Here is a 23,948-nt window from a genome sequence, read left to right as displayed (position 1 = left end):
GTCGTAGGGGGCGAAGCTTATGCCTTGCGGGGGACGGGGTACAAACCTGGATCAATCAACAGTGCATTACCGGGCGCGCAATAATGTGCGCACCCGGCTCACACCGACTTATGAAGGAATGGTCAACCCACGCACCACCGCCGGCCGCGCCAGAAAGCGCTCCAGCACCCGGGTGACGTTCGGGAAGTCCTTGATGCCGACCAGATCGCCCGCCTCGTAGAAACCGATCAGGTTGCGCACCCACGGGAACGTGGCGATGTCGGCGATGGTATAGCGCTCGCCCATGATCCAGTCGCGTCCTTCCAGGCGAGTATTCAAGACGCTGAGCAGGCGTTTGCTTTCGTCGACGTAGCGGTCGCGGGGACGCTTGTCTTCGTAATCCTTGCCGGCGAATTTGTTGAAGAAACCGAGCTGGCCGAACATCGGGCCGATGCCGCCCATCTGGAACATCAGCCACTGAATGGTTTCGTAACGCAGCGCGCCTTCCTGGGCCAGCAACTGGCCGCTTTTGTCGGCGAGGTAAATCAGGATCGCGCCGGACTCGAACAACGGCAGTGGTTTGTCATCCGGGCCGTGGGGATCGAGGATCGCCGGAATCTTGTTGTTCGGGTTCAGCGACAGGAATTCCGGGGACATCTGATCGTTGGTGTCGAAGCCCACGCGGTGCGGCTCGTAGGGCAGACCGATCTCTTCGAGCATGATCGAGACCTTGACGCCGTTGGGGGTCGGCAGGGAATAGAGCTGAATCCAGTCAGGGTACTGCGCCGGCCATTTCTGGGTGATCGGGAACGCGGACAGATCGGTCATGTGTAGCATCCAGTCACAAAATGAAAGGCCTGAGCATAATCCACGTTTTCCGCGCTGGCTCGGGTTCTTTTTGTCGCTTTCTTAATTCCGCAACATCCTGTCGCTAACCTCCACTCAAGCCGTTCAGCGTTGCCTTTAGAGTGCGTCCCGGCAATCGGATCGAACCAAAAGGCCTGTGAGGGCTCCAAGAAAGCCAATCAAGACAGGGAAGACACCCGGCTCCGGCAGCCCGTGGTGCAGAGGTTTGTCAGCCTTAACCAAACACGCTGAAGAATCCTTATCTCATGACGAACTTGATGAAAGTCGCCAGACGCTTCAAACATCGCGCTTACGTTGCCCTGCCCTCGCTGCTGGCGATGAGCGCGCTGTTCCTGTCCCTCGAATCCAGCGAAAGCCGTGCGCAACCGGTGGACGGCACCCAGACTCTGATCTTCCTGCGCCACGGGGAAAAACCTGCCGGCGGCCTCGGCCAGCTCAACTGCCAGGGCCTGAATCGCGCCATCGAGTTGTCGACCCTGCTCCCGGAGAAATTCGGCAAGGCCGACTACGTGTTTGCCGCCAACCCGACGCGCAATGTCGAGGAAGGCGAGCTGGACAACTCCTACAGCTACATCCGCCCGCTGATGACCATCAGTCCCGCCGCGATCAAGCTCGGCCTGCCGGTGAACATCGAGTTCTCGGCCAATGACACCAGCGACCTGGCCCGGGAACTGATCGCCGACAAGTACCACAATTCGATCATCTACACCGCGTGGTCCCACGGTTACCTGCCGGAATTGATCAACAAGGTCGCCGGCAAGGCGGTGGGCGAGAAACAGACCATCACCGAAGACTGGGCGTCCGGCGACTATGACTCGCTGTATGTGCTGACCCTGACCTGGCACAACGGCAAGGCCAGTCTGCAGAGCCACAGCTACAAGCAGGGGCTGGACAACGGCAAGGTCACCTGCCCGACTTGAGTGTTGTGCTGTCTGCTCTACCCCTTTCGCGAGCAAGCCCGCTCCCACATTCAATCTTTTACCGAACTCAAATGACGGGTTCAGCTGATTTCCATTGTGAGAGCGGGCTTGCCCGCGAATAGGCCGCTGAATACAGCATCAAGCCTTCTGATTCAGGCGATCATGCAGATATTCAAGGACTGCTTTCTGCTCCCCCGCGAACTCGATCCGCGCGCCCTTCTTCTCGCGCTGAAACACATACATCGGGTCGTAATATTCACGCAGCAAGCCTTCGATCCAGCCCCGGTGCAAGTCCACCGAACCGCTGCGCCCCTGCTCGGCCAGTGCGTCTTCCATCAACAGCAGCATCCGTCGGTGGCGTTCGCCGCCCAGACGTTTCTGCACATTGTTCAGGCTCTCGAGCAAGCGTTCGGAGAACAGCTCGAAACCCTGCTCGCCATGCACCGTCGAAAACTCGGCCGACAGGTCCACCACATAATCGCGCAGGATCCGCTGCACCCGATCCTCGAAGCTGTCTTCCAGCCAGACCATCGGGTATTGCTGCATGCCCTGATACAACGGCAGCGGCAGCGCGCAACTGCCCACCACCCGGCTCTCGTCTTCGAGGACGAACTGGTCGATACCGGCGTCGCGTTTCTTGAGGAGGTCGATGGCCAGGCTGTTTTCGAAGTCGATGTTCGATGGCTGGCCGGTGGCGCGCTTGCCGAAGCTGGAGCCGCGATGGTTGGCGTGGCCTTCCAGGTCCAGACCGTTACGCAATTGCACCAGCAGTTCGGTCTTGCCGGTGCCGGTCATGCCGCCCAACAGCACGAAATCACATTGGGTCACCGCTTGTTCGAGGGTGTCGATCAGGAAGTTGCGAAGTGCCTTGTAGCCGCCACCGATGCGCGGATAGTCGATCCCGGCCTCGCTCTTGAGCCACTGCTGGGTGATCTGCGAGCGCAGGCCACCGCGAAAACAATAGAGATAACCGTCAGGATGAGCCCGGGCGAATTCAGCCCAGGCCTCGATGCGTTCGGCCTTCACCGCGCCGGACACCAGATGGTGGCCCAGCTCGATCGCGGCCTGCTGGCCATGCTGCTTGTAGCAGGTGCCGACCTTTTGCCGTTCGAGGTCATTCATCAGCGGCAGGTTGACCGCGCCGGGGAACGCGCCCTTGTGAAACTCGACCGGCGCGCGGGCATCCATCAGCGGCCGGTCGTTGAGGAAAATGTCACGGTAATCGGTGCAGTCGCGGAGCATCAAATCACCTCGACTGCGTGGGTCTGTCGCTCGACCAGTTCGCCGATCGGCGCCAGGTTCAGGCCCAGCCCCGCGGCCACGGCGAGAAACTCGGCGTTGCCTTCCGGGGTCACGGCCAGCAGCAGGCCGCCGCTGGTCTGCGGATCGCACAGCACCCGCTTGTGCAGCTCCTGCACACGCCCGAGCTTGCTTGAATAACTGTCGAAATTGCGCAAGGTGCCGCCGGGGACACAGCCCTGATCGAGGTAGTACTCGACGCTGTCCAGACGCGGCACGCGGTCATAGGCGATGCGCGCGGTGAGGTGGCTGCCGTCGGCCATTTCCACCAGATGCCCGAGCAGGCCGAAACCGGTGACGTCGGTCATCGCGGTGACGCCGGCCAGTTTGCCGAAACGGCTGCCGGGTTTGTTCAGCGTACACATCCAGTCCCGGGCCACGCCGATGTCGGCGTTACGCAACTTGCCCTTCTTTTCTGCGGTGGTGAGGATGCCGATGCCCAACGGTTTGGTCAGGTACAGCAGACATCCGGCGGTGGCGGTGTCGTTGCGCTTCATGAAGCGCTTTTCCACCAGACCGGTGACGGCCAGGCCGAAGATCGGCTCCGGCGCATCGATCGAATGGCCACCGGCCAACGGAATACCCGCCGCGTCGCACACCGCACGACCACCGCGAATCACTTCCCGCGCCACTTCCGGCGCCAGCACGTTCACCGGCCAGCCGAGGATGGCAATGGCCATCAACGGGTCACCGCCCATGGCGTAGATATCGCTGATGGCGTTGGTCGCCGCGATACGACCGAAGTCGAACGGGTCATCGACGATCGGCATGAAGAAGTCGGTGGTCGACACCACACCGCGTTCGGCATCGATCTCATACACCGCCGCGTCATCGCGCGAGGCGTTGCCGACCCACAGTTTCGGGTCGAGGTTCTGCGCGCCGCTGCCGGCAAGGATCACTTCCAGCACCTGCGGCGAAATCTTGCAGCCGCAACCGGCACCGTGGCTGTATTGGGTCAGACGGATGGGTTCGCTCATGGGGCAACCTCTGGCTGGGAATGGGGCGGATTCTAGCAGAGGGGATTGCCGAGCAAAAAAAACCGCCCTTGCGGGCGGTCAAAGTGCTTCGACCACGATCAGAAGCTTTGGCTGAAGCTGATGGTCATTGCGCTGTCGTTGTTGTCGCTGGACACCTGGCCCGAATAGCCGATGCCGAGCTTGCCGGTCGGGCTGATCTGGAAGTCCACGCCGGCTTCGAGCAGCGCACTGTCCTTGGCGATCGGCACGCCCTGGGTGCTGAACGACGCACCGCCGTCGATGAAGGTCAGATCGGCATCCGGCTTGGTGTCGCCGTAGGCATGCCGCCAGCCGATGGCTGCGCGCGGGGTCAGTTGACTGCCGTTGGCCAGGGTCACCAACTTGCCGATACGCACACCGAGGGTCGAGTAGGTGATGTCCTGATCGGCATCGCCTTTCAGGCGCCCCACCCCGCCTTTTTCCTTGGCGGTGTCGCTGTCGTAGTTGACGTAGGCCAGGCCGGCGAACGGTTCGATGGCTACGCCGGCCGCATTGATGGCGTAACCCACTTCACCGAACACCTGGGCACTGCGGGCATCGTAGTCAGCCTTCAGACGGTCGTTGTAGGCACCGACGCTGACGTCGCGTTTGGTTTCGATGCTGTGCCAGCTGTAAGCCGCGCCAAGGCGCACGGCCAGTGCATCGAACTGCGAACTCAAGTACGCCGCCAGGTGGTAGCTGTCGACCTTGGCATCGGAGTTGCGATCGTGGGCGTTGAGGTTGCCACGGGTGTAGCCCGCGGCCATCCCGGCGCGCCATTGATCGTCGAGTTGCTTGTCGGTGCCGAGCATGAAACCGCCGAGGCTGCGATCGACTTTCGCCGTGTTGCTGTCGCCACCCATGTCGCCCCAGGCACCGATGGCACGGGCCCAGCCGACCATTTCACCGTGGCAGCCGTTGCTGCTCAACTGGGTGTCGCTCGGTGCCAGGGTGCGGCGTGGATCGTCCGACGCGCTGCAAGTCGGTTGACGCATCCGGTCATTGACCGCTTCACGCACGAAACGTGAATCCTCAAGGACCGCACTGGCGGTGCTGGCATGGATCTCCCCGGACAGACTGTCGAAGGCGTGACGCGCACCGGCCACGCTGAGGTTGACGATTTCATTCTGCAACGCAGCGCCCGCCGGACCGTTACGCATCAACGCCGAAGCGGTGTTGCGCTGGTTGCGGGTGGCGGCGACGTCGGCGAACGAATTGCCGTTACGGCTGACCACCAGGTTCACCGCGTCCGGGCTGTACACCAGCGCCGTGTCGAGGAACGCGTACTGAGGCAGATCGGCGGCGCTGAACGTGCCGTTCACGCCACCGCCGGCGGTGATCAGCGAGTACACGGTGTTGCCGGTAAACGGCGCCAGGCTGTTCACTTGCAGACCACCGCCCAGGGTTGCCGTGCCACCGACGGCCAGAGGCGTAGCGGTAGGCGAGCTAACGGTCAGGGCCAGCACACCGTCCGGGGCGTTGGTCAGGTTGCCCGCCACACTCAGGGTGCCGTCACCGCCGCCGGAGGCCACCACACCGTGGTTGACCACCGAACCGACGCTGCCGTTACCGCTCAGGGCGGCGCCGTTGGCGACGGTCACTTGTCCGCCCAGAGAGGCGCGCGCCAGCGGGCTGCCGACTTGCAGCACGCCTTGATCCACCGACACGGTGCCGCTGAACGGTTGGTCGCCGGTCAACAGCAATCGCGCTGCGCCACGTTTGGCCAGTGCGCCGACGCCACTCAGTCGACCGTTGAACTGGCCATCGGTGTTCTGTTGGAACACCAGCGAAGCGTTGTCGATGATGTTGCCTTGCAGGCTGGTGGAGTTACCGATCAGCGTACCGCCGCTGACGGTAGTGCCACCGCTGTAAGTGTTGGCTGCGGAGAGAATCAGGGTGCCGGAGTCGAGTTTCTCGATCCCGCCAGTGCCAATCAGCGGCACATCGATTTGCGTGGTGGCGCCGGCATTGACGCGGATCGGTGCCGGAGTACCGCCAGGTCCGTTGACCGGGGTCAGCGTATCGCCGGCATCCGGTACCAGGCTGTAGCCGTTGACGAGGAATTGCAGCCCGGTGAAGTTCTGATTGCCCTGCACGGTGACCGTCCCGCCCTGCCCGCCGAACACCGCAAACTGGCCATTGGAGCCCAGCGCCTGAGTGCCGGTCGGGTCGGTCCAGTTGGTGCTCGGGCCCCACACGCCGTTGCCGCCACCGATGCTGCCGTCCGGGTTGGTCTTGCCGCCGTTCCAGAACTGCACCTCGCCCGGCGTGTTCTGTACCAGCAGGTTGACCTGATTGGCCAGCGCGGTTTGCAGGGTCAGATTGGCCGCCGAGACCGGCAGGCTGCCGTAGACCAGACCATTGTCGGTCAGCGTGCCGCCGTAGCTGAACAGTTGATACACACCGGTGCCGAAGCCGCCGGCGTTAGTGATGTTCAGCGTACCGTCGAGGGTCAGGTTGCCGGCGACATTGACCACGGTTGTGGAACTGCTGGCCGAGCCGAGAGTGAAGTCCAGATTGGTCCCCGAAGACAACGCCAGGGATCCGACCGACAACGGCGTCGCGCTGCCGCCACCCAGCAGGGTCGCACCGCTGGCCAGTTGCACGGCCCCGCCGAACTGGCCGCTGCCGCCGATCTTCGCGCCGCTGGCGACATTGACGCTGGCGCTGTTGAGCACGCCGTTGACGTTCAATGTGCCGGCCTGAACAGAGGTGTTGCCGGTGAAGGTGTTGTTGCCGGTCAGCAGCAAGGCGCCGGTGCCGGTTTTGTTCAGGATGCCGGCGCCGGTCAGATTGCCGGTGTAGCTGCCGTCACTGTTCTGCTCGAAGGTCAGCGTCGCGTTGTTGATGATGGCGCCTTGCAGACTGCTGGTGTCGCCACGGGTGCTGCCGCCGTTCAGCGTGGTGCCGCCGCTGTAGGTGTTGGCGCCGCTGAGCAACAGATCGCCGCTGCCGTTTTTCACCAGGCTGCCACTGCCGGTGATCGCACCGATCAGCGTAGTGTTCTGGTTTCCGGCCAGGGTCAGTTGCGCACCCAGGTTGATGGCGTTGGCCAGTTGCAGCGCCGAGGTGCTGTCGAGGGTGCCATTGCCCGACACAGTCAGAGCACCGCTGCTGATCGCGCTGTTGTTGCCCAGAATCAGCGTACCGCCAGCGAGTTGGGTACCGCCGCTGTAGGTGTTGCTGCCATTGAGCGTCAGGCTCGATGCGCCAGTCTTGATCAGACTGCCGCTGCCGCTGACCACGCCGCCGAGAGTCAAGGCGTTGGAGCCGGCGACGGTGAGCCCGCCATTGAGCACCACATCGTTTGCCAGGCTAACCGCCGTGTTGCTGTCCAGCGCCGTACCGTTGGCGGCGGTCAATACGCCGGTGCCAAGGGCCGCATTGTTGCCGACCACAATCTTGCCGCCGTTGAGCGCGGTGCCGCCGGTGTAGCCGTTGGCGGCGTTGAGCACCAGAGTGCCGGTGTCATATTTGCCCAGCGTGCCGGCGCCGTTGAGCGCAACGCCCACAGTGGCGGTGACGTTCGGATCGACCCGCACGGTGGCATTGCCCAGCGAACCGTTGACCAGATTCAGCGATCCTGCCGTACCGTTTTGCAGGCTGTAGCCATCGGTGACGAACTGCATGCCGGTGATGGTTTGCGCGCCGTTGACGGTCACGGTGCCCGCCGCACCCTGGAACACCGCGAAGCTGTTGGTCCAGGCCTGGTTGGTGGTGCCGTTCACATCAGTCCAGTTGGTGGTGCCGGTGCCCCAGGTGCCGCTGCCGCCATCCACCGAACCGTTGGCGACGAGTTGGTTGCCGTCCCAGAACTGCACGGTAACGCCCGGTGCGCTGACCAGCAGATTGATCTGGTTGGCCAGCGCGGTTTGCAGGGTCAGGTCGCCCGGGGTGACGCTGCCCGGCACGGTGCCGATCAGCATGCCGTTGTCGGTCAGGCCGCCGGTGTAGTTGATCAGGCGATACACGCCGCTGCCGAAGCCACCGATATCGCTGACGTTGAGGGTACCGTCGAGGGTCAGGTTGCCACCGACGTTGACCAGCGCGTTGCCGCCACCGGACACCGGTGCGCCAAGGCCGACGTCGAAGTTGGAGTTGGCGTTGAACACCAGCGAATTCACCGACAGCGTGCTGCCGGTGGCGCCGGCCAGATGACCGCCATCCGCCACGGTCACCGCCCCGCCGAGCGAGCCGCCGCCGGTCAGGGTGCCGCCGCTGTTGACCAGCACGCTGGCGCTGTCCAGCGAACCGCTGACGTTCAAAGTGCCGGCGTTGACCGTGGTGTTGCCGGTCAGGCTGTTGAGGCCGGTCAGGGTCAGCGTTCCGGTGCCGAGTTTGCTCAGTTCGCCAGTGCCGGCGAGCACGCCGTCGAAAATACTGCTGGCGTTGTTGCCGCCGATGCTCAGGGTGTTGCCGCCGCCGATCAGCGCTGTACCGCTGCCGGTCAGGCTGGCGAGACTGCCGGAGCCGCCGAGGTTGAGGGTCGCCGCAGCGCCGAGATTGACCCCGGCGTTGCTGCCCAGTGCCGAGTTGCCCAGGGTGGTGAGGCTGCCGGACTGCACATCAAAGGTGCCGCTGAAGGTGTTGTTGCCGGTCAGCGTCAGGTCGGCCAGACCGTTCTTGGTCAGGGTGCCCGCGCCGGCGATCACGCCACCGAGGGTCAGGTTGTTGTTGCCCGCCACGCTGAGGTTGGCATTGACGTTGAGGTTGTTGGCCAGCACCAGTGGCGCCGTGGTGTCGAGGGTCGATGCGCCCGCCACGGTCACCGTGCCGGAGCCGAGGCCCGCCGAGGTGCCGAGGGTCACGGTGCCGGCGTTCAGCGTGGTGCCGCCGCTGTAGGTGTTGATGCCATTGAGGGTCAGGTTCGAGGCGCCGTTCTTGATCAATCCACCGGTGCCGCTGACTACGCCGCTGATGGCTACGTCGCTGTTGCCGGTGTTGGTCAGATTGGCATTGAGCACCACGTTGTTGCCCAGCGACACCGAGGTGTTGCTGTCCAGCGCCGAGGCACCGGCCACGATCAGGTTGCCCAGACCGAGGGCGCCGTTACTGCCGGCGGTCAGGGTGCCGGCATTGAGGGTGACGCCGCCTAGGAAATTGTTGGCTCCGCTCAAAATCAGATTGGCCGCGCCGTTCTTGGTCAGGCTGCCGGCGCCGTTGATCGCGCCGGACAATGTCAGGTCGTTGCTGCCGACGATAGCGAGGTTGCCCGCCAGATTGATTGCGTTGGCCGCGCTGAAGGCGCCGCTGGCATCCAGGGTGGTGCCGTTGGCCGCGTTCAGGGTGGCCGAGCCCAGCGCGCTGTTCGACGCCAGAATCAGACCGCCCGCGTTCAGTGCCACCGGCCCGAGGAAGGCGTTGTTGCCACCGAGGGTCAGGCTGGCCGTACCATTCTTGATCAAGCCGCCGGTGCCGGAAATGACACCGTTGAGGGTCAGGGCATTGCTGCCGAGCACGGTGAGGTTACCGTTCAACGTGGTCGCGTTGGCCAGGGTCACGGCGGTGTTGCTGTCCAGTTGCGTGCCGGCATTGGCGATCAACGCGCCAGTGCCCAGCGCGGTGTTGCTGCCAACCACCAGCGCGCCGCCGTCCAGTTGCGTGCCGCCGGTGTAGCTGTTGGCGCCATTGAGCACCAGGGTGCCGGCGTCGAGTTTGTTGAGAATGCCGCTGCCGTCGATGTTCACACCGACCGTGGCGGTCACGCCCGGATCGACCCGCATCGCCGTGGTGCCACCGCTGCCGTTGACGGCGGTCAGCAGACCCGACGTACCGTTGACCACGTTGTAGCCATTGGTGAGGAACTGCATCCCGGTGAACAGTTGCGTGCCGTTGACCGACACCGTGCCCGCCGTGCCCTGGAACACCGCGAAGTCGCCGGCCCAGGTCTGGTTCAGCGTGCCGTTGGAATTCGTCCAGTTGGTGCCGCCGGCATCCCAGGTGCCAGTGCCGCCATCCACCGTGCCGTTCGGGATTGTCTGGCTGCCGTCCCAGAAACGCAGGTTGGTGTTCGGCGCCGACACTACCAGATTCACCTGATTACCCAGGGTCTGCACGAGGATGTCGCCGAGGCCGTAACCCACCGGCACGCCGGCCACGGTCAGGCCGTTGTCGGTCAGTGCACCGATGAAGTTGAACAGCCGATAGACACCGACACCGAAACCGCCGGCATCGGTGACATTGAGATTACCGTCGAGGGTCAGGTTGCCGCCGATGTTCATCAGCGAGCTGGTCGATGGCGTGGCGAGGCTTGCGTCGACGTTACTGTTGGCGGTCAGGATCAGCGACGAGGTGGACAAGGTATTGCCCGAGGACAACGCCAGATGACCGCCGCTGTTGACAGTGATGACGCCAAGCGCCGAACCGGTACCTGTGAGCGTGGCGCCGTTGTTGACGTTGAGCTGGGTGCTGGTCAGCGATCCGGTGAGATTCAGCGTACCGGCGTTGACGTTGGTATTGCCGGTAATGCCGCTGCTGCCGGTGAGGTTCAGCGTGCCGGTACCGACTTTGGTCAGGGCGCCGCTGCCACCAAGGTCGCCGTCGAAGGTGCTGGTGCTGTTCACGCCGCCCACGGTCAGGGTGTTGCCGCCGGCGATCTGCACACTGCCGCTGCCGCTCAAGCCGTTGAGGCTGGCGCTGCTGTTGAGATTGAGATTGGCACCGGCGCTGATGTTGGCGCCAGAGGTGTTGCCCAGCGCTCCGCTGCTCACGGTGGTGACGCTACCGGAGGCGATATTCAGCGCACCGGTGAAGGTGTTGTTGCCGCTGAGCGTCAGGTCGCCGAAGCCGTCCTTGGTCAGGCTGCCGGCGCCATCGATCACGCCGCTGAGGTTCAGGGTGTTGCTGCCGGCCAGGGTCAGGCCGGCGTTGAGTGTGATGTTGTTGCCGATGCTCATGCCGGTGCTGGTGTCCAGCGTCGAAGCGCCACCGACGGTCAGGCCGCCACTGCCCAACGCAGCGGCCGAGCCCAGTGTCAGCGTACCCGCGTTGAGGGTGCTACCACCGCTGTAGGTATTGGTGCCGTTGACGGTCAGGTTGGCCGCGCCGTTCTTGATCAACTGGCCGGCGCCGCTGATCACACCGCCGAGGGTCAGGTCCTGGGTGCCGCCGACGCTCAGTGCCGCATTGAGCACGACCGCGTTGGCCAGGCTGACCAACGGCGAACTGCTGTCGAGGGTTGCTGCGCCGCCGACGGTCAAGGCACCGGTACCGAGGGCCGAGCTGTTGCCGGCGGTCACCGTACCGGCGTTCAGCGTGGTACCGCCGACGTAGGTGTTGGTGCCGTTGAGGTTCAGATTGGCCGCGCCGTTTTTCACCAGGCTGCCGGCTCCGGCGACAGTGCCGGTGAGGGTCAGGTCTGCGCTGCCACCCACGTTCATCGCACCGGCCAGGTTGACCTGGTTGCCCAGGGTGACGGCGGTGTTGGTGTCCAGCGTGGTGCCGGCCGCGGCGTTCAATGCGCCGCTGCCGAGCGCGGTATTGCTGCCGACAATCAGCTTGCCGACGTTGAGTGCGGTGTTGCCGAAGTAAGTGTTGGCACCGTTGAGAATCAGGTCGGCGGGGCCGCTTTTGGTCAGGCCGCCGACACCGGAGACCACACCCGCGAGGGTCAGCGCGTTGCTGCCGCCGATGGTCACGTTGCCGCCGAGGTTGACGTTGTTGGCCAGGCTGGTCGCGGTGCTGGCGTCCAGCGTGGTGTTGTTGCCGGCGTTGAGTATGCCGGTGCCGAGGGCGCTGTTGGAGCCGACGATCAGTGTCCCGGCGTTCAGCGACGTAGAACCGGTGTAGGTGTTGTTGCCGGTCAGGGTCAGGGTCGAGGAGCCGGTCTTGATCAGGTTACTGCCGCCGCTGATCACGCCGCCGAGGGTCAGCGGGTTGGCACCACCGGCGGTGAGGTTGGAGTTCAGCGCAATGGCGTTGTTCAGCGTAACGTTGGCGCTGCTGTTGAGCGTTGCGCCCGCTCCGCCCACGGTCAGCGTGCCGGTGCCGAGTGCCGCGCCGTTGCCGACGGTCAGGCTGCCGGCATTGAGCGCAGTGCCGCCGGTGAAGGTGTTGGCGCCGTTGAGGGTCAGGTTGGCGGTGCCGTTCTTGATCAACTGACTGGCGCCGCTGAGCACGCCGCCCAGAATCAGGCCGTTGCTGCCACCGATGGACAGGTTGCCGTTGAGGGCGACGTTGTTGTTCAGAATGACCGAGGTGTTGCTGTCGAGGGTCGCGGCATTGGCGACGGTCAGGTCGCCGCTGCCCAGCGCGGCGGCGTTGCCGACGGTCAGGGTGCCGGCGTTCAGCGTGGTGCCACCGCTGAAGGTGTTGGCGCCGTTGAGAATCAGGTTGGCCGCGCCGTTCTTGGTCAGTCCGCCGCTGCCACTGACCACACCGCCGAGGGTCAGGTTGGCGTTGCCGGCGATGTTCAGGTTGCCGCCGAGGGCGACGGCGTTACTCAGGGCCACGGTGGTGCTGGCATCGAGGGTGGTGCCCGCCGCCGTGGTCAGTGCGCCGCTCCCCAGCGCGGTGTTGGAGCCGACGATCAGCGTCCCGTTATTCAGCGCCGTACCGCCGGAGAAGGTGTTGTTGCCGCTGAGGGTCAGGTTCGCGGTGCCGCCCTTGATCAGGCTGCCGGCGCCACTGATGACGCCGCTCAGGCCAAGTGCCTGAGTGCCGCCGATGGTCAGCCCGCCCGCCAGCGCCACAGCGTTGGCCAGCGTCACCGCCGTGGTCGCATCCAGTGTGGTGCCGGCCGCGGCGTTCAATGCGCCTGTGCCGAGGGCGGTGTTGCTGCCGACGAACAAGGTGCCGCCGTTGAGCGCGGTGGTGCCGCTGTTGGTGTTGTTGCCGGTCAGGGTCAGGCTGGCGCTGCCGCTCTTGGTAATCGCGCCGGTGCCGGAGACGATGCCGGCCAGGGTCAGAGCATTGCTGCCGAGCACGTTCAACGCACCGGTGATGCCGACATTGTTGGCCAGGGTCACGTTGCCGGTGCTGTCGAGACTGGTGCCGTTGCTGGTGTTGAGGACCCCGGTGCCCAACGCGTTGTTGTTGCCCACGCGCAGGGTGCCGGCGCTGAGGCTGGTGATCCCGGTGTAGGTGTTGATGCCGTTGAGGGTCAGGCTGCCGCTGCCGGTCTTGGTCAGGTTGGCGGCGCCGCTGATCACCCCGCCGAGGGTCAGCGCACCGGTGCCGGTCGCGGTCAGGGTACTGTTGAGCGTGATCGCGTTGGCCAGCGAAATCGGTGCCGTCGCCGAGATGCTCGAAGAGCCGCCGACGGTGATGCCGCCGGTGCTGAACGCCTGGTTATTGCCCACCAGCACCACGCCACCGTTGAGCACGGTGTTGCCGGTGTAAGTGTTGATGCCGTTGAGGTTGAGCTGACCGCTGCCGATCTTGGTCAGGCCACCGGTGCCGGAAATCACACCGTTCAGGGTCGTGCCGTTGATGCCCTGCAAGGTCAGACCGCCGGCACCGAGGTTGATCTGGTTGGCCAGGGTCAAACCGGCGTTGCTGGCCTGGAGGATCCCGCCGTTGGACGTCAGCACTCCGCTGCCGAACGCGCCGTTGTCGTTGAACTGCGCGACACCGCCATTGAGCGTGGTCGCACCGCTGACCAGTGGTCCCTGCAAGGTCCAGGTGCCGCTGTTGAGGGTCAGATTGTTGAAGTTGACATAGACCGCGCTGGACGCCGTGCCGGTCCCGGTGGTGCCACCGCCGAGGCCGATCGGGTTTTGCAGGATCAGCGTGTTGGTCCCGGCTGCGCCGCCATCGATCGTGCCGGTCGGGGCGAAGGTCAGGTTGACGCCGATCAGGCCACCTAGGCCGACAGAGACTTGCACACCGTCACCGACGTTAACGCTGGAACCGGTGATTGCGTAGAACGTGTTGGTGCTGCCCGCCCCCATCGACACGCCGCCGGTGATGTTACCGGCGTTGGTGAAGGTGTTGCCCGCTACCGACGTCTCGAACGCGACCCGGCCGTTGATCGTACCGCTGGCGCTGTTGGTCATGTTGACTTGTGAACCGCCATACACCCCGACCACCGGGGTATCGGCCAGAGTGATCCCGCCGACCGACAGCCCGGTCGAGGTAATCGTGCCGTCGTTGGTGATGGTCGTCGTGCCCGACACCGAGTTGTTCACGGCGATCCCCAGACCGTCGATGCTGGTCAGGTTGAGGCCGAGCAGCATGCCGGTGCCGCGAATGAGCCCGGTGGTGTTGTTGGCGATGCTCACCGTGCTGGTCGCGCCAGTGCCGATGAACGCGCCGCCACTGAGGATTGAAACCAGGCCAAGCAACGCCGGATCGATGGTGCCGGAGTTGTTCAGGTTGATGTTGGCCCCGGTCAGGTTGATCACCTTGCCGCCCAGCGTCGCGTTCATCTGCGCGCCGTTGGTGACGTTGACCGTCACGCCGCTGCTGGCGCTGCTGTAGTCATTGAGAAACAGTGGCAGCGTCGGAACACCCGAACAGGTGATCGTGGAGCCCGCGGCCGAGCAGGTGGCGAACGCCTGCTCGCTGACCCCGCCGAACAGAAGTCCGGCGACGCTCAGGTGCACGGCAAGGGAAAGTGGGGAAAAGCGCGAAACGAGGGCGACACCAAACCTTGCTTCCACGGGTTACTCCTTTCGTGGCCAATTTCATCCTTGAAGGCGTGCGAAGGCGGCAAGATCCAACACGCGTATCAAGCGTATGACGGTCATCAGATAAACCGTCTATTCCAGACACACGCTAGTTGATGCCCTGCGATGGGGCACCGGTTAAATAGTGTTAATACTTTTGTGCGATAAGCCGCTTTAGCGATGCTCCGAGCCGTTCTGAGCAAGAGCTTGAGTGTTTTCGGGAAGAGCTTGGGCCAGCCTGACCGAAGGGCCAGGTAAATCACTGAATTGATCTGTTTTTCAGCGTCTTGCGAAACTGGTACGGCTTGTGCAAACGTTTGCGGATCGTGGTTGACCACCTTTTCGTTACAAAACCGTACAGGCCCCAACTTTTCGGGCCCTGATCCGCAAAAAGGACTTTGAATGCACGTCTCTTCCTGCCGCCGCCGTCGTGGTGCGCGACCGTTTGCTGTTTCCCTGCTACTGGCCGGCGTTACCGGAGTTCTCAGCCACACCGCGCTGGCGCAACCTGCCCTGCCCGAAGAATCCGCCCAGGGCGAAGCCCTCAGCCCCGAAGCCAGCCCGCCGAAAAAAGGCGCATACCTGTCGGACTGGTACAACCAGGACCTGATGCTGATCGGCAGCAAGGACATCAGCTTCGGCCCGCAACCGGCCGACGATATCTACCTGGAATACGAATACTTCGGGCGCAAAGGGCCGTTCGAGCTGTACGGCTACATCGACATTCCGAAGATCTTCAACATCGGCAACAGCCATGATAAAGGCGTGTGGGATCACGGCTCGCCGGTGTTCATGGAGCACGAACCGCGCATCTCCATCGACTACCTCGTCGGCCGCAGCCTGGCCATCGGGCCGTTCAAGGAATGGTACGTGGCGTTCGACTGGATCTACGACCACGGCAGCCGCAAGGAGAACCGCGCCAACACGCTGTACAGCGGCCTGGGTACCGACATCGATACCCACTCGCGGGTCAACCTGTCGGCCAACCTGTACGGGCGCTACCAGTGGGAAAACTACGGCGCCAGCAATGAATATTCGTGGGATGGCTACCGCGCGCAGCTCAAGTACATCGTGCCGATCGACAAATTCAGCAACGGTGCCTCGCTGACCTACATTGGTTTCACCAACTTCGATTTCGGCTCGGATCTGCACAAGGACAACCCGGCGCGCACCGCCAATGCCACGGTGGCGACCAACGTGTTGCTGTACTCGTTCACCCACCTGCGTTTCACCCTGGTCGGTCGTTACTTCCATAACGGCGGCAACTGGGAGGACGGCAGCGAGCTGAACTTCGGCGACGGCAACTTCCGCGCCCGTTCCAACGGCTGGGGTTACTACGCCGGCATCGGTTATCAGTTCTGAATCCAGGAGCCATCATGAAAGCAATGACGCGTGTATCACTGGCCGCTGCGGCCCTGCTCTCCTCCACCGCCTGGGCGGCCGAGGCACCGATTCAACCGAAAGTGGTGCTGATCACCATGTTCGCCCCGGAGGCGCAAAACTGGATCGAGCGCCTCGAACTCAAGCAGGAAATCCGCGTACCGGGCCTGTCGGCCGAGTATCCGGTCATCCGCTGCAACACACAGCAGGTGTGCCTGATGACCACCGGCATGGGCCAGACCAATGCCGCCGCTTCGACCCTGGCACTGGCCCTGTCGCCGAAATTCGACCTGCGCAAAAGCTACTTCCTGATCGCCGGGATTGCCGGCATCAGCCCGAAACACGGAACCATCGGCACCGCCGCCTGGGCGCACTATCTGGTGGAATTCGGCACCCAGTGGGAACTGGATTCACGCGATGCGCCCTCGAGCTGGCCGACCGGTTACCTCGGCATCAATACCAAAGGCCCGAACGAAAAACCGCCGCTGGACTACAAGACCGAGGTCTTCGAACTCAACCCGAAACTGCAGGCCAAGGCCTTCGCCCTCAGCCACAAGGTCGAACTGAGCGAGAGCAAGGAATCGGCGGCGTGGCGCCTGAAATACCCGGCAGCACCGGCCAATCAGCCGCCGGTGGTCACCCGCTGCGACACACTGGCAGGCAACACCTGGTTCTCCGGTACCCGCCTGAGCGAACGCGCCGAGGTCTGGACCAAACTGCTCACCGACAACAAGGGTGAATACTGCACCACCCAACAGGAAGACAACTCCACCTACGAGGCTTTGTTGCGCGCCAGCCGCGAGGGCCTGGTGGACGTGCAGCGCCTGGCCGTGGTGCGCGCCGGCTCCGACTTCGACCGCCCGGCGCCGGGCGGCAGCGAAGTGGACAACCTGCTCAAGTACGCCGACCAGGGCGGATTCGTACCGGCACTGGAAAACCTCTACCGCGCGGGGAATCCGCTGGTGCAGGACATCCTCAAACACTGGTCGGCGTGGGAGCACGGCGTGCCGGACGCATAAGCATCAAGGCATCAGGATGACCTTGTCGCCACTGCCCTGATTCACATCGGCATAGCGCGCCAGCCCTTCGGCCAACGGTGCTTCGACCAGTCCTTGCGGCAGAGGCAGCAAGTCTTCGTCGAAGAACCGGCCGAACTGCTCGAGCATCGCCGCACAGGCTTCAACGCCGTACAGCAGCGAGTTGATGCCGACCACGGAACCACCCTTGCGATACAGGGCCAGCGCCGGCAGTTGCACATGGCCGTCCACCGGCGCAGCGATGATCGCAATGCGTCCGAACGGTGCCAGCGCCGGCACCGAGGCAGGCAGCCAGAACCCGGTGGTGTCGAAGATCACGTCGGCGCCGCCGCGGTATACCGCATTGACCTGCGCGCCGAGCTCTTCAGGCTTGTCCAGCTGGATCGTCTGATAACCCTGCGCCTGCAAATCCTTGACCTGCTCCGGCCGCCGCGCCGCCGCCAGCAACTGCGCGCCACGCACTTTGGCCAGCGCCAGTGCAGCCGTCGCCACCGCCCCGCCGCCGATCACCAGCAAACGGGTTTCGGCATTCACCAGACTGCGTTCCAGCGCATCCCACGCCGTGGTGTAAGGCACACCGAGGCTGGCAGCCTGAGTGAAACTCAGGTGCGAAGGTTTGTGCGCCACACCATTGGCCGGTAGTTTGACGAACTGCGCATGGGAGCCGTCGGCGAAAAAGCCCAGCTCGCGCCCTGTGCCCCAGACTTCCTGACCGATCAACGCCTGCGGCCCTTCGACCACGACACCGGCAAAGTCCCGACCGGGAATGCGTGGCAACGTGGTGTAAGGGAAACGCCCGAGCACATTCTTCACGTCACTGGGATTGAGGCCCGCCGCCTTGATCTGCACCAGTACCTCGTCGGCGCCCGGTACAGGCGTCGGTACCTCGACGAAGCGCAGGGAAGACAGGTCGCCGGTTTTATCGAATTGCAGTGCTTTCATGAGTTCATCCACCGAATGAAAAAAGGAAATTCAGGACAGCCAGCCGCTGACCAGTTGCCGGCCCAGCGGCCACAACTGCTCGCCCGCCAGCATGCCCAACAGGCCGACCAGCGCGATGGCCGGTGGCGCCGGGGAACGGAAATCCAGCGCGCCATACAACAGGCCGACGCCCAGACCGATGCCCAGGGAAATCAGGTAGTTCATGGGATCACTCCGCCACATAAAGGGAATGGGCAAAGTCTAGGGAAGGCTGTGCGAAAGCACCGGCCAAGGACTTCTGAATTTCGGCCAAATCAGCCCGGAAGCTGCCCGGCACCGAACTGCGAAGGCGCGACACCCAGTTCACGACGAAACATGTCGCTGAAACTGCTCGGCGAATAACCCAGCTCCCGGGCAATCGCGCTGACCGGCACGCCCTGAATCAACTCGGCAACCGCCGTCGCCAGTTGCACTTGCCGCCGCCACTCGGCGAAGCCCATGCCCAGACCTTCCTTGAACAACCGCGCCAACGTTCGCACGCTGGCCCCGGCGTTTTCGGCATGTTGCTCGAAAGGAATCTCCAGCGATGGCGCGGCCATCACCGCCTGACACAGGCTCATCAGCCGCCGGTCGGCGTCGTCCGGCAACGGGATCTTCAACTGCGAACGCCTTGCGCGTTTCAGCTCCAGCAGCGCCAGCCCGACCAGCGCTTCGTAATATTCGGTATCGCCGCTGTCACCCTGCGCCACCAGCCCGACGATCAGCTCGCGCAGCAAACCACCCACCTCGATCACCTGCACCGTCTGATCCAGCGTCGCCGCCAGCGCCGGGCGCAGGTAGATATTGCGCATCTGCAAATCCGACACCACCCGAATCCCGTGAGGCACCCCCGGCGGCAACCACACCGCCCGCTGCGGCGGCACCACCAGCGCCTCGTGCGGGGTCTCGACCCACATCACCCCGCTCATCGCATACAGCAACTGCCCCCAGACATGCTCGTGCGGCTCAATGAACAACCCACGCGGATAGGTGCGCGCCAGCGGCTGCATCGGCACATCGGTATCACTCAGATCGGGGGGCGCGGCGAGGGCCATGGCGAACATTCATCGGGGTTGGCGGAAGCGCCATGGTAACCAGTCCGCCCCCTCGCTCGCCATTGATAGATACCGTCGGACAATCCGAGTGAATTTTCCCGGTGCGCAGCGATCCTTCTATTACCACAGGGAGGAAGAACGGCTTTATGAACAACGCAAAACTGTACGTTATCGATTACACCCTTCACGGCACGCCAAAGTCGTTCATTATCCGCTCGGACAAAATGGACAACACCGAGGCGTGGCACTGGGCAAGCTGCGACGCCGGGGTGGGCCGCATCCCGCGCTTCGGCCGGGAGAAAGTGCAAAAGACCAGCAAGCCGATGGCAGAAAAATTCGGCGTGGAAAACGTCACGTGGCGACCGGCAAGCTAAGCTTGCGCGCAGACGGGGACTCTTTCGGGGGAACACACATGACGACCATCAGCAGCCCGGCGCACCTGGACTACAGCCTGGACACCGCAACCGGCCGGGTTACCCGAAGCATCGACTGCCCGGTTGGCCTGGAACCCGTCGAAAACGATCCCTACTGCTTCGCCCTGCGCGTCCCGGCCCCACAACCGGAAGACCTCGAACAGGCCGTTACCATCGACGTCCGGGTCGAAGGCCGACGCCTGCAAGGCACCGTCCGCAACACCGAACGTCTGGACGACGACAGCCTGAAACTGCAAGTGGAGCCTGACTAGGCTCCACTTTTTCATGCAGCCCGTTATTTCGGGTGCGCGCAATGGCAACCCTTGCCGGAGCACTCTTCACCGCCCTTGTGATGATGAGCGCAGGCCTCACAGCAATAGTGCTTGCCGTGCGCCACGTAGGAATGCTCGCCTTCCTTGATCTTGCAGCTACATCCCGGGCAATCGCATTTTCTATCGGCCATGGAACAGACTCCTTTGATGGTGGTTGTCTGAGGCCTGATATCCAGGCCGTACCACCAGTGTAGAAGCTGTCAGTCCACCTGACGCACGCTGCTCCGATACATGAATACCAGCGCCAGCCCCAGACAGACCATCGCCAGAATCCGCGCCCCCGACAGCTCAATGGCGGAATTCCCCAGCCAACCGAAATTGTCGATCAGCATCCCCATCCCCAACTGCCCGACAATCACCGCCACCGTCGCCACCGCCGTACCGACGCGCGGCACCGCTCCCACCATGACCATCATGTAAACCACGCCAAACAACGCACCACTGAGTTGCCATTTCGGCACCTCAAGCAGACTCACCGCCTGCGCCGGTTCGAAAAACAGAATCAGCAATCCGGTCGAAACCGCCCCGACCACAAACGTCAGAAGGCTGCTGCGCAACACCCCAACAGTCTCCCCCAACCGCCCGTTGATCGCAGCCTGCACACTCAACACCGCACCGGCCAACACCACCACCGCCAGCAAAATCACCAGACTCATCTCATCAACCCCGCGCAATCAAAACCAGTGCCGCCACAATCAACCCCAGCGCCAGCCAGCGCTCGCCGTTGACCTTCTTGCGCGTAGCCCCGAACCAGCCGAAATGGTCAATCAGCACACTCTTGCCAACCTGCCCCGACAGAATCGCAATCATCGTCATCGCAATCCCGATATGCGGCGTCGCCAGCGTCAATACCACCACATACATCGGCCCCAGAAACCCGCCGATCAACTGCCAGCGCGGCAAATCCGTCAGCGCCGGCCCCTTCTGCGGGCCCGCAAACAGCAACAGCAAAAACAAAATCGCCGAGCCCACCCCGAAGATGCTCAAGGTCGCCCACAGATGCCCGACCTGCTCACCCAGCGGCCCCAGCAACCCGGCCTCCACCGACAAGCCCATGCCGGCCAGAATCACCAGCGGCAACAGCAACCAGCGCAAACCCGGCCGCGCGACCGGGGCCGGCGCCGCACTTACTTCATCAAACGACTGCATCTGAAAAATCTCTGAAGGAAACGATGGCGCGGATTATCGGCTGGCGCAGCTGTGCGATAAATGGGAGCATCCTGACAACACTTTTGCGCAACTCGCACAGCAGGATCGACGATGCACGGGCTCAACGAACTGGGATTCAAGGCGCTAAGGCTGTTTGTAGCCGTGCTCGATCACGGCAGCTTTTCCGAAGTCGCCCGCCGCGAGGGCGTGGCGCCCTCTTCGATTTCCCGGCAGATCCAGTTGATGGAGCAAGCGCTGAACCAGCAACTGCTTTACCGCCACACCCGCGCGGTCACACCAACCGAAGCCGGGCGCATGCTCGGCCACCACGCGCGGCTGGTGCTGGTGCAACTGGAGGAGGCCGAACAGGCGTTGCAGGAACAGCAAAGCGAACCGACCGGACTGGTGCGGATCAACGCCCCGGTGGTGTTCGGCCAGCGCCATCTGACGCCATGGCTCGGCCAATTGTGCGAGCGTTATCCGAAGCTACAACTGGACATCCAGCAGACCGACCACTACATCGACCCGCTGCAGGAAGGCGCCGACCTGCTGTTCCGCATCGGCCCGTTGCACGATTCGAGCATGCAGGCACGGATCCTCGCGCCGCACCGCTTTCAGGTCGCGGCCAGCCCGGCGTATCTCAAGCGTTTCGGCACGCCGCAGCATCCCGAAGACCTCGCCCGCCACCAGTGCCTGGCCTACAAGGGTGCGACCGGTCAGCAACGCTGGTTTTTCCGGCAGGATCAGGGCGAGTGGACGCCGTACTCGGTCAAAGGCCCGATCACCGGCAACCACGCCGACACCCTGACCCAGGCTGCCGAACAGAGTTTGGGGCTGGTGATGTTTCCGTCATGGCTGATTGGCGAGGCGGTGCGTGAGGGCACGCTGGTGCCAGTGTTGGGGGATTATCAAGTGTCGAACAGTGTGGAGCCGCAGCAGATTTCGGTGCTGTGGCCGGGGAGCCGGCGGTTGTCGGTGAAGGTGCGGACGGTGATTGATTTCTTTGTTGAGTGTTTTGGGGAGGTGCCGTATTGGGATCGCCCCTGAAGATCAAAAGCTAGCCCTCACCCTAGCCCTCTCCCGGAGGGAGAGGGGACCGATTGGGGGATATTGGAGAAGTACGCCGACCTGAAAGATTTGCTTTGAATCCATAGTCGACTCGGTCTTTCAGGTCGGCGTTTAGCGCAAGACAACTCGGTCGGTCCCCTCTCCCTCCGGGAGAGGGTTAGGGTGAGGGCCCGCCTGAGGATTCACACAAATATCAAATACGGAACTGGCCAACCAACTTGCCCAGCCGCTGCCCCAGATCCGCCAGGCTGCGCGAAGTCTGCGCCCCCAACTGGGTCTCATCCGCCACGTTGTCCACCGCCACCGCAATCTGATGCACGCTGCGGTTGATCTCTTCGGCCACGGCCGTCTGCTCTTCAGCGGCACTGGCGATCTGCGCGTTCATCGAGTTAATGGTGGCGATCAGATCCGCCATGGCATCCAGCGATGCCCCCGCCTGATTGGCCTGGGCCGACGTGCCGTCACCCGCCTCGCTGGAACGACGCATCGCTTCAACCGCCGACTGCGTACCCGCCTGCAAGCGATCAATCATCCCCTGAATTTCCTGCGTGCTGATTTGCGTGCGTGACGCCAGCGCCCGCACCTCGTCCGCGACCACCGCAAATCCCCGCCCGGCCTCACCGGCCCGGGCCGCTTCAATCGCGGCGTTGAGCGCCAGCAGGTTGGTCTGCTCGGCAATCGAGCGGATCACCCCGAGCACGCCGACAATCGACGACACATCCTGCTGCAGGCTGTCGAGGGACACCCCGCTGCTGCGGATGTCGTCCACCAGCGCATGAATCTGCTTGATGCTGCCGGCCACCACGCGCTTGGCGGTCTGGCCTTCTTCGTCGGTCTGCTGCGCGGCGACGGCGGCGTTCTGTGCGCTCTTGGCGACTTCTTGCGCGGCGGCGGACATTTCGTTGATCGCCGTGGCCACCTGATCGGTTTCGTGACGCTGACGCTCCATGGCCTGATCGGAACGCTGGGCCTGATCCGAGACTTGCGTCACCAGCCCGGTCAGTTGTGTGGTCATCTCGGTGATCTGCCGCACCAGGCCGTGGATCTTGTCGACGAAACGGTTGAACGAGCCGGCCAGTTCGCCGAGTTCGTCCTGACTGGTGATAGTCAGACGCCGGGTCAGGTCGCCCTCGCCTGCCGCGATGTCATCAAGGTTGGCTTTCATCAGGTTCAGCGGCCGCAGAATGGTATTGGCCAGCACCAGCCCCGCCACCGCGATCAGCAGCAACACGACCACCGCCACGCCGACGATGCTCAGCACCACGCCTTCCATGCGTTCCTGAACCTGGGCCTGGACCAACGCGACTTGCGCCTCGATGCCGTCGAGGTTGACCGAGGTACCGACCGCCATGTCCCACTTCGCCAGGTATTCGGTGTAGCCGAGTTTCGGCACCAGCACCTGGGCGTTACCCGGCAGCGGTGAGCTGTATTGCAGGTAGTGAGTACCGTCCTTCGCCACTTTCACCAGGTCGCGGTTGACGTAGACGCCGTTCGGGTCGCGGTTGTCCTTGAAGCTTTTGCCCACGCCTTCGGGATCGGTGGACTTGAACAGGCGTACGGTCTCGGAATCGTAGCCGAAGAAGTAGCCGTCCTTGCCGTACTTGATGCCCGACAGCAGCTTGATCACCTGCGCCCGTGCCTCGATGTCACCGGGGGCGGCAGCGTCGTAAAGCGGTTTGATGGTGGTCATGGCCACCGCGACATAGCTGGCCAGAGTGGCCTTGGCATCACCGAGCAGGCGTTCGCGGGTCTGTTCGACTTCCTTGTGCGCCTGTTCCTGGAGGATGAACAGCGTGGTCAGGCTGATCACCAGCGCAAAGAGCAAGACCGGAAGGACGGCAAGGGACAGGACTTTAGCCTTGAGACTCAGGCGCATGGGGGCTCACT

General features: G+C 63.4%; 17 protein-coding genes. 6 read left to right on the top strand and 11 right to left on the bottom strand.

Translation table 11 applies throughout. The features are described 5' to 3' along the window. Positions 1-108 precede the first annotated feature (108 nt). Complete coding sequence (locus OQ248_RS20960) at positions 109-807, bottom strand: glutathione binding-like protein (RefSeq protein ID WP_248743268.1); 699 nt, start codon at positions 805-807, stop codon at positions 109-111. A gap of 284 nt (positions 808-1,091) precedes the next feature. Here OQ248_RS20960 and OQ248_RS20955 point away from each other — a divergent pair, with 284 nt between their 5' ends. Next, a complete protein-coding gene (locus OQ248_RS20955) occupies positions 1,092-1,766 on the top strand; it encodes a histidine phosphatase family protein (RefSeq protein ID WP_085712518.1) in 675 nt (224 codons plus the stop codon). A 138-nt stretch (positions 1,767-1,904) separates the two neighbouring features. Here OQ248_RS20955 and mnmH read toward each other — a convergent pair whose 3' ends face one another. The 3 genes from mnmH to OQ248_RS20940 form a co-directional block, all read right to left on the bottom strand. Next, positions 1,905-3,008, bottom strand: a complete 1,104-nt coding sequence (gene mnmH / locus OQ248_RS20950; protein WP_265813855.1) for a tRNA 2-selenouridine(34) synthase MnmH — start codon at positions 3,006-3,008, stop codon at positions 1,905-1,907. Continuing rightward, on the bottom strand, positions 3,008-4,042 hold the full coding sequence (gene selD, locus OQ248_RS20945; RefSeq protein ID WP_265813854.1) for a selenide, water dikinase SelD: 1,035 nt from the start codon (positions 4,040-4,042) through the stop codon (positions 3,008-3,010). The genes mnmH and selD overlap by 1 nt, the downstream gene beginning before the upstream one ends. A 98-nt stretch (positions 4,043-4,140) precedes the next feature. Continuing rightward, on the bottom strand, positions 4,141-14,661 hold the full coding sequence (locus tag OQ248_RS20940; protein WP_265813853.1) for an autotransporter-associated beta strand repeat-containing protein: 10,521 nt from the start codon (positions 14,659-14,661) through the stop codon (positions 4,141-4,143). Positions 14,662-15,069: 408 nt separating this feature from the next. Between OQ248_RS20940 and OQ248_RS20935 the strand changes: the two genes are divergently transcribed. After that, a complete protein-coding gene (locus OQ248_RS20935) occupies positions 15,070-16,029 on the top strand; it encodes a nucleoside-specific channel-forming protein Tsx (RefSeq protein ID WP_265813852.1) in 960 nt (319 codons plus the stop codon). A gap of 14 nt (positions 16,030-16,043) precedes the next feature. Further along, the gene (locus OQ248_RS20930; RefSeq protein WP_119428510.1) at positions 16,044-17,066 is read left to right on the top strand and encodes a purine nucleoside permease; all 1,023 of its coding nucleotides are present in this window, start codon (positions 16,044-16,046) and stop codon (positions 17,064-17,066) included. Between the two features lie 3 nt (positions 17,067-17,069). Here the strand turns inward: OQ248_RS20930 and OQ248_RS20925 are convergent, their stop codons facing one another. From OQ248_RS20925 to OQ248_RS20915, 3 genes are all read right to left on the bottom strand, one after another. Beyond that, positions 17,070-18,026: a zinc-binding alcohol dehydrogenase family protein gene (locus tag OQ248_RS20925; RefSeq protein WP_119428509.1), complete on the bottom strand. Its 957-nt coding sequence runs from the start codon at positions 18,024-18,026 to the stop codon at positions 17,070-17,072. Positions 18,027-18,056: 30 nt separating this feature from the next. Then, complete coding sequence (locus OQ248_RS20920; RefSeq protein WP_085712525.1) at positions 18,057-18,230, bottom strand: DUF1427 family protein; 174 nt, start codon at positions 18,228-18,230, stop codon at positions 18,057-18,059. A gap of 89 nt (positions 18,231-18,319) precedes the next feature. After that, the gene (locus tag OQ248_RS20915; RefSeq protein WP_265813851.1) at positions 18,320-19,108 is read right to left on the bottom strand and encodes a helix-turn-helix transcriptional regulator; all 789 of its coding nucleotides are present in this window, start codon (positions 19,106-19,108) and stop codon (positions 18,320-18,322) included. Between the two features lie 137 nt (positions 19,109-19,245). On the opposite strand from OQ248_RS20915, the gene OQ248_RS20910 reads away from it, so the two are divergent. Together OQ248_RS20910 and OQ248_RS20905 are read left to right on the top strand one after the other, a co-directional pair. Next, positions 19,246-19,473, top strand: a complete 228-nt coding sequence (locus OQ248_RS20910; protein WP_064597962.1) for a DUF6555 family protein — start codon at positions 19,246-19,248, stop codon at positions 19,471-19,473. A 38-nt stretch (positions 19,474-19,511) separates the two neighbouring features. Beyond that, on the top strand, positions 19,512-19,784 hold the full coding sequence (locus OQ248_RS20905; protein ID WP_265813850.1) for a hypothetical protein: 273 nt from the start codon (positions 19,512-19,514) through the stop codon (positions 19,782-19,784). 23 nt (positions 19,785-19,807) lie between these two features. Here OQ248_RS20905 and OQ248_RS20900 read toward each other — a convergent pair whose 3' ends face one another. The 3 genes from OQ248_RS20900 to OQ248_RS20890 all read right to left on the bottom strand — a co-directional run bounded on the left by OQ248_RS20900 (position 19,808) and on the right by OQ248_RS20890 (position 20,993). Continuing rightward, positions 19,808-19,975 (bottom strand): metallothionein, encoded by a 168-nt coding sequence (locus OQ248_RS20900; RefSeq protein ID WP_085686659.1) that lies wholly within the window; start codon positions 19,973-19,975, stop codon positions 19,808-19,810. Between the two features lie 69 nt (positions 19,976-20,044). After that, on the bottom strand, positions 20,045-20,500 hold the full coding sequence (locus tag OQ248_RS20895; RefSeq protein WP_265813849.1) for a DMT family transporter: 456 nt from the start codon (positions 20,498-20,500) through the stop codon (positions 20,045-20,047). Positions 20,501-20,504: 4 nt separating this feature from the next. Next, complete coding sequence (locus OQ248_RS20890; protein WP_265813848.1) at positions 20,505-20,993, bottom strand: DMT family transporter; 489 nt, start codon at positions 20,991-20,993, stop codon at positions 20,505-20,507. A gap of 111 nt (positions 20,994-21,104) precedes the next feature. On the opposite strand from OQ248_RS20890, the gene OQ248_RS20885 reads away from it, so the two are divergent. After that, a complete protein-coding gene (locus tag OQ248_RS20885; RefSeq protein WP_265813847.1) occupies positions 21,105-22,040 on the top strand; it encodes a LysR family transcriptional regulator in 936 nt (311 codons plus the stop codon). A 214-nt stretch (positions 22,041-22,254) separates the two neighbouring features. Here the strand turns inward: OQ248_RS20885 and OQ248_RS20880 are convergent, their stop codons facing one another. Next, positions 22,255-23,937, bottom strand: a complete 1,683-nt coding sequence (locus tag OQ248_RS20880) for a methyl-accepting chemotaxis protein (protein WP_265813846.1) — start codon at positions 23,935-23,937, stop codon at positions 22,255-22,257. Between the last annotated feature and the right edge of the window lie 11 nt (positions 23,938-23,948).

This window comes from Pseudomonas sp. COW5 (assembly GCF_026240005.1).
GTDB lineage: Bacteria > Pseudomonadota > Gammaproteobacteria > Pseudomonadales > Pseudomonadaceae > Aquipseudomonas > Aquipseudomonas kribbensis.
This window is presented reverse-complemented; position numbering and strand designations above follow the sequence as displayed.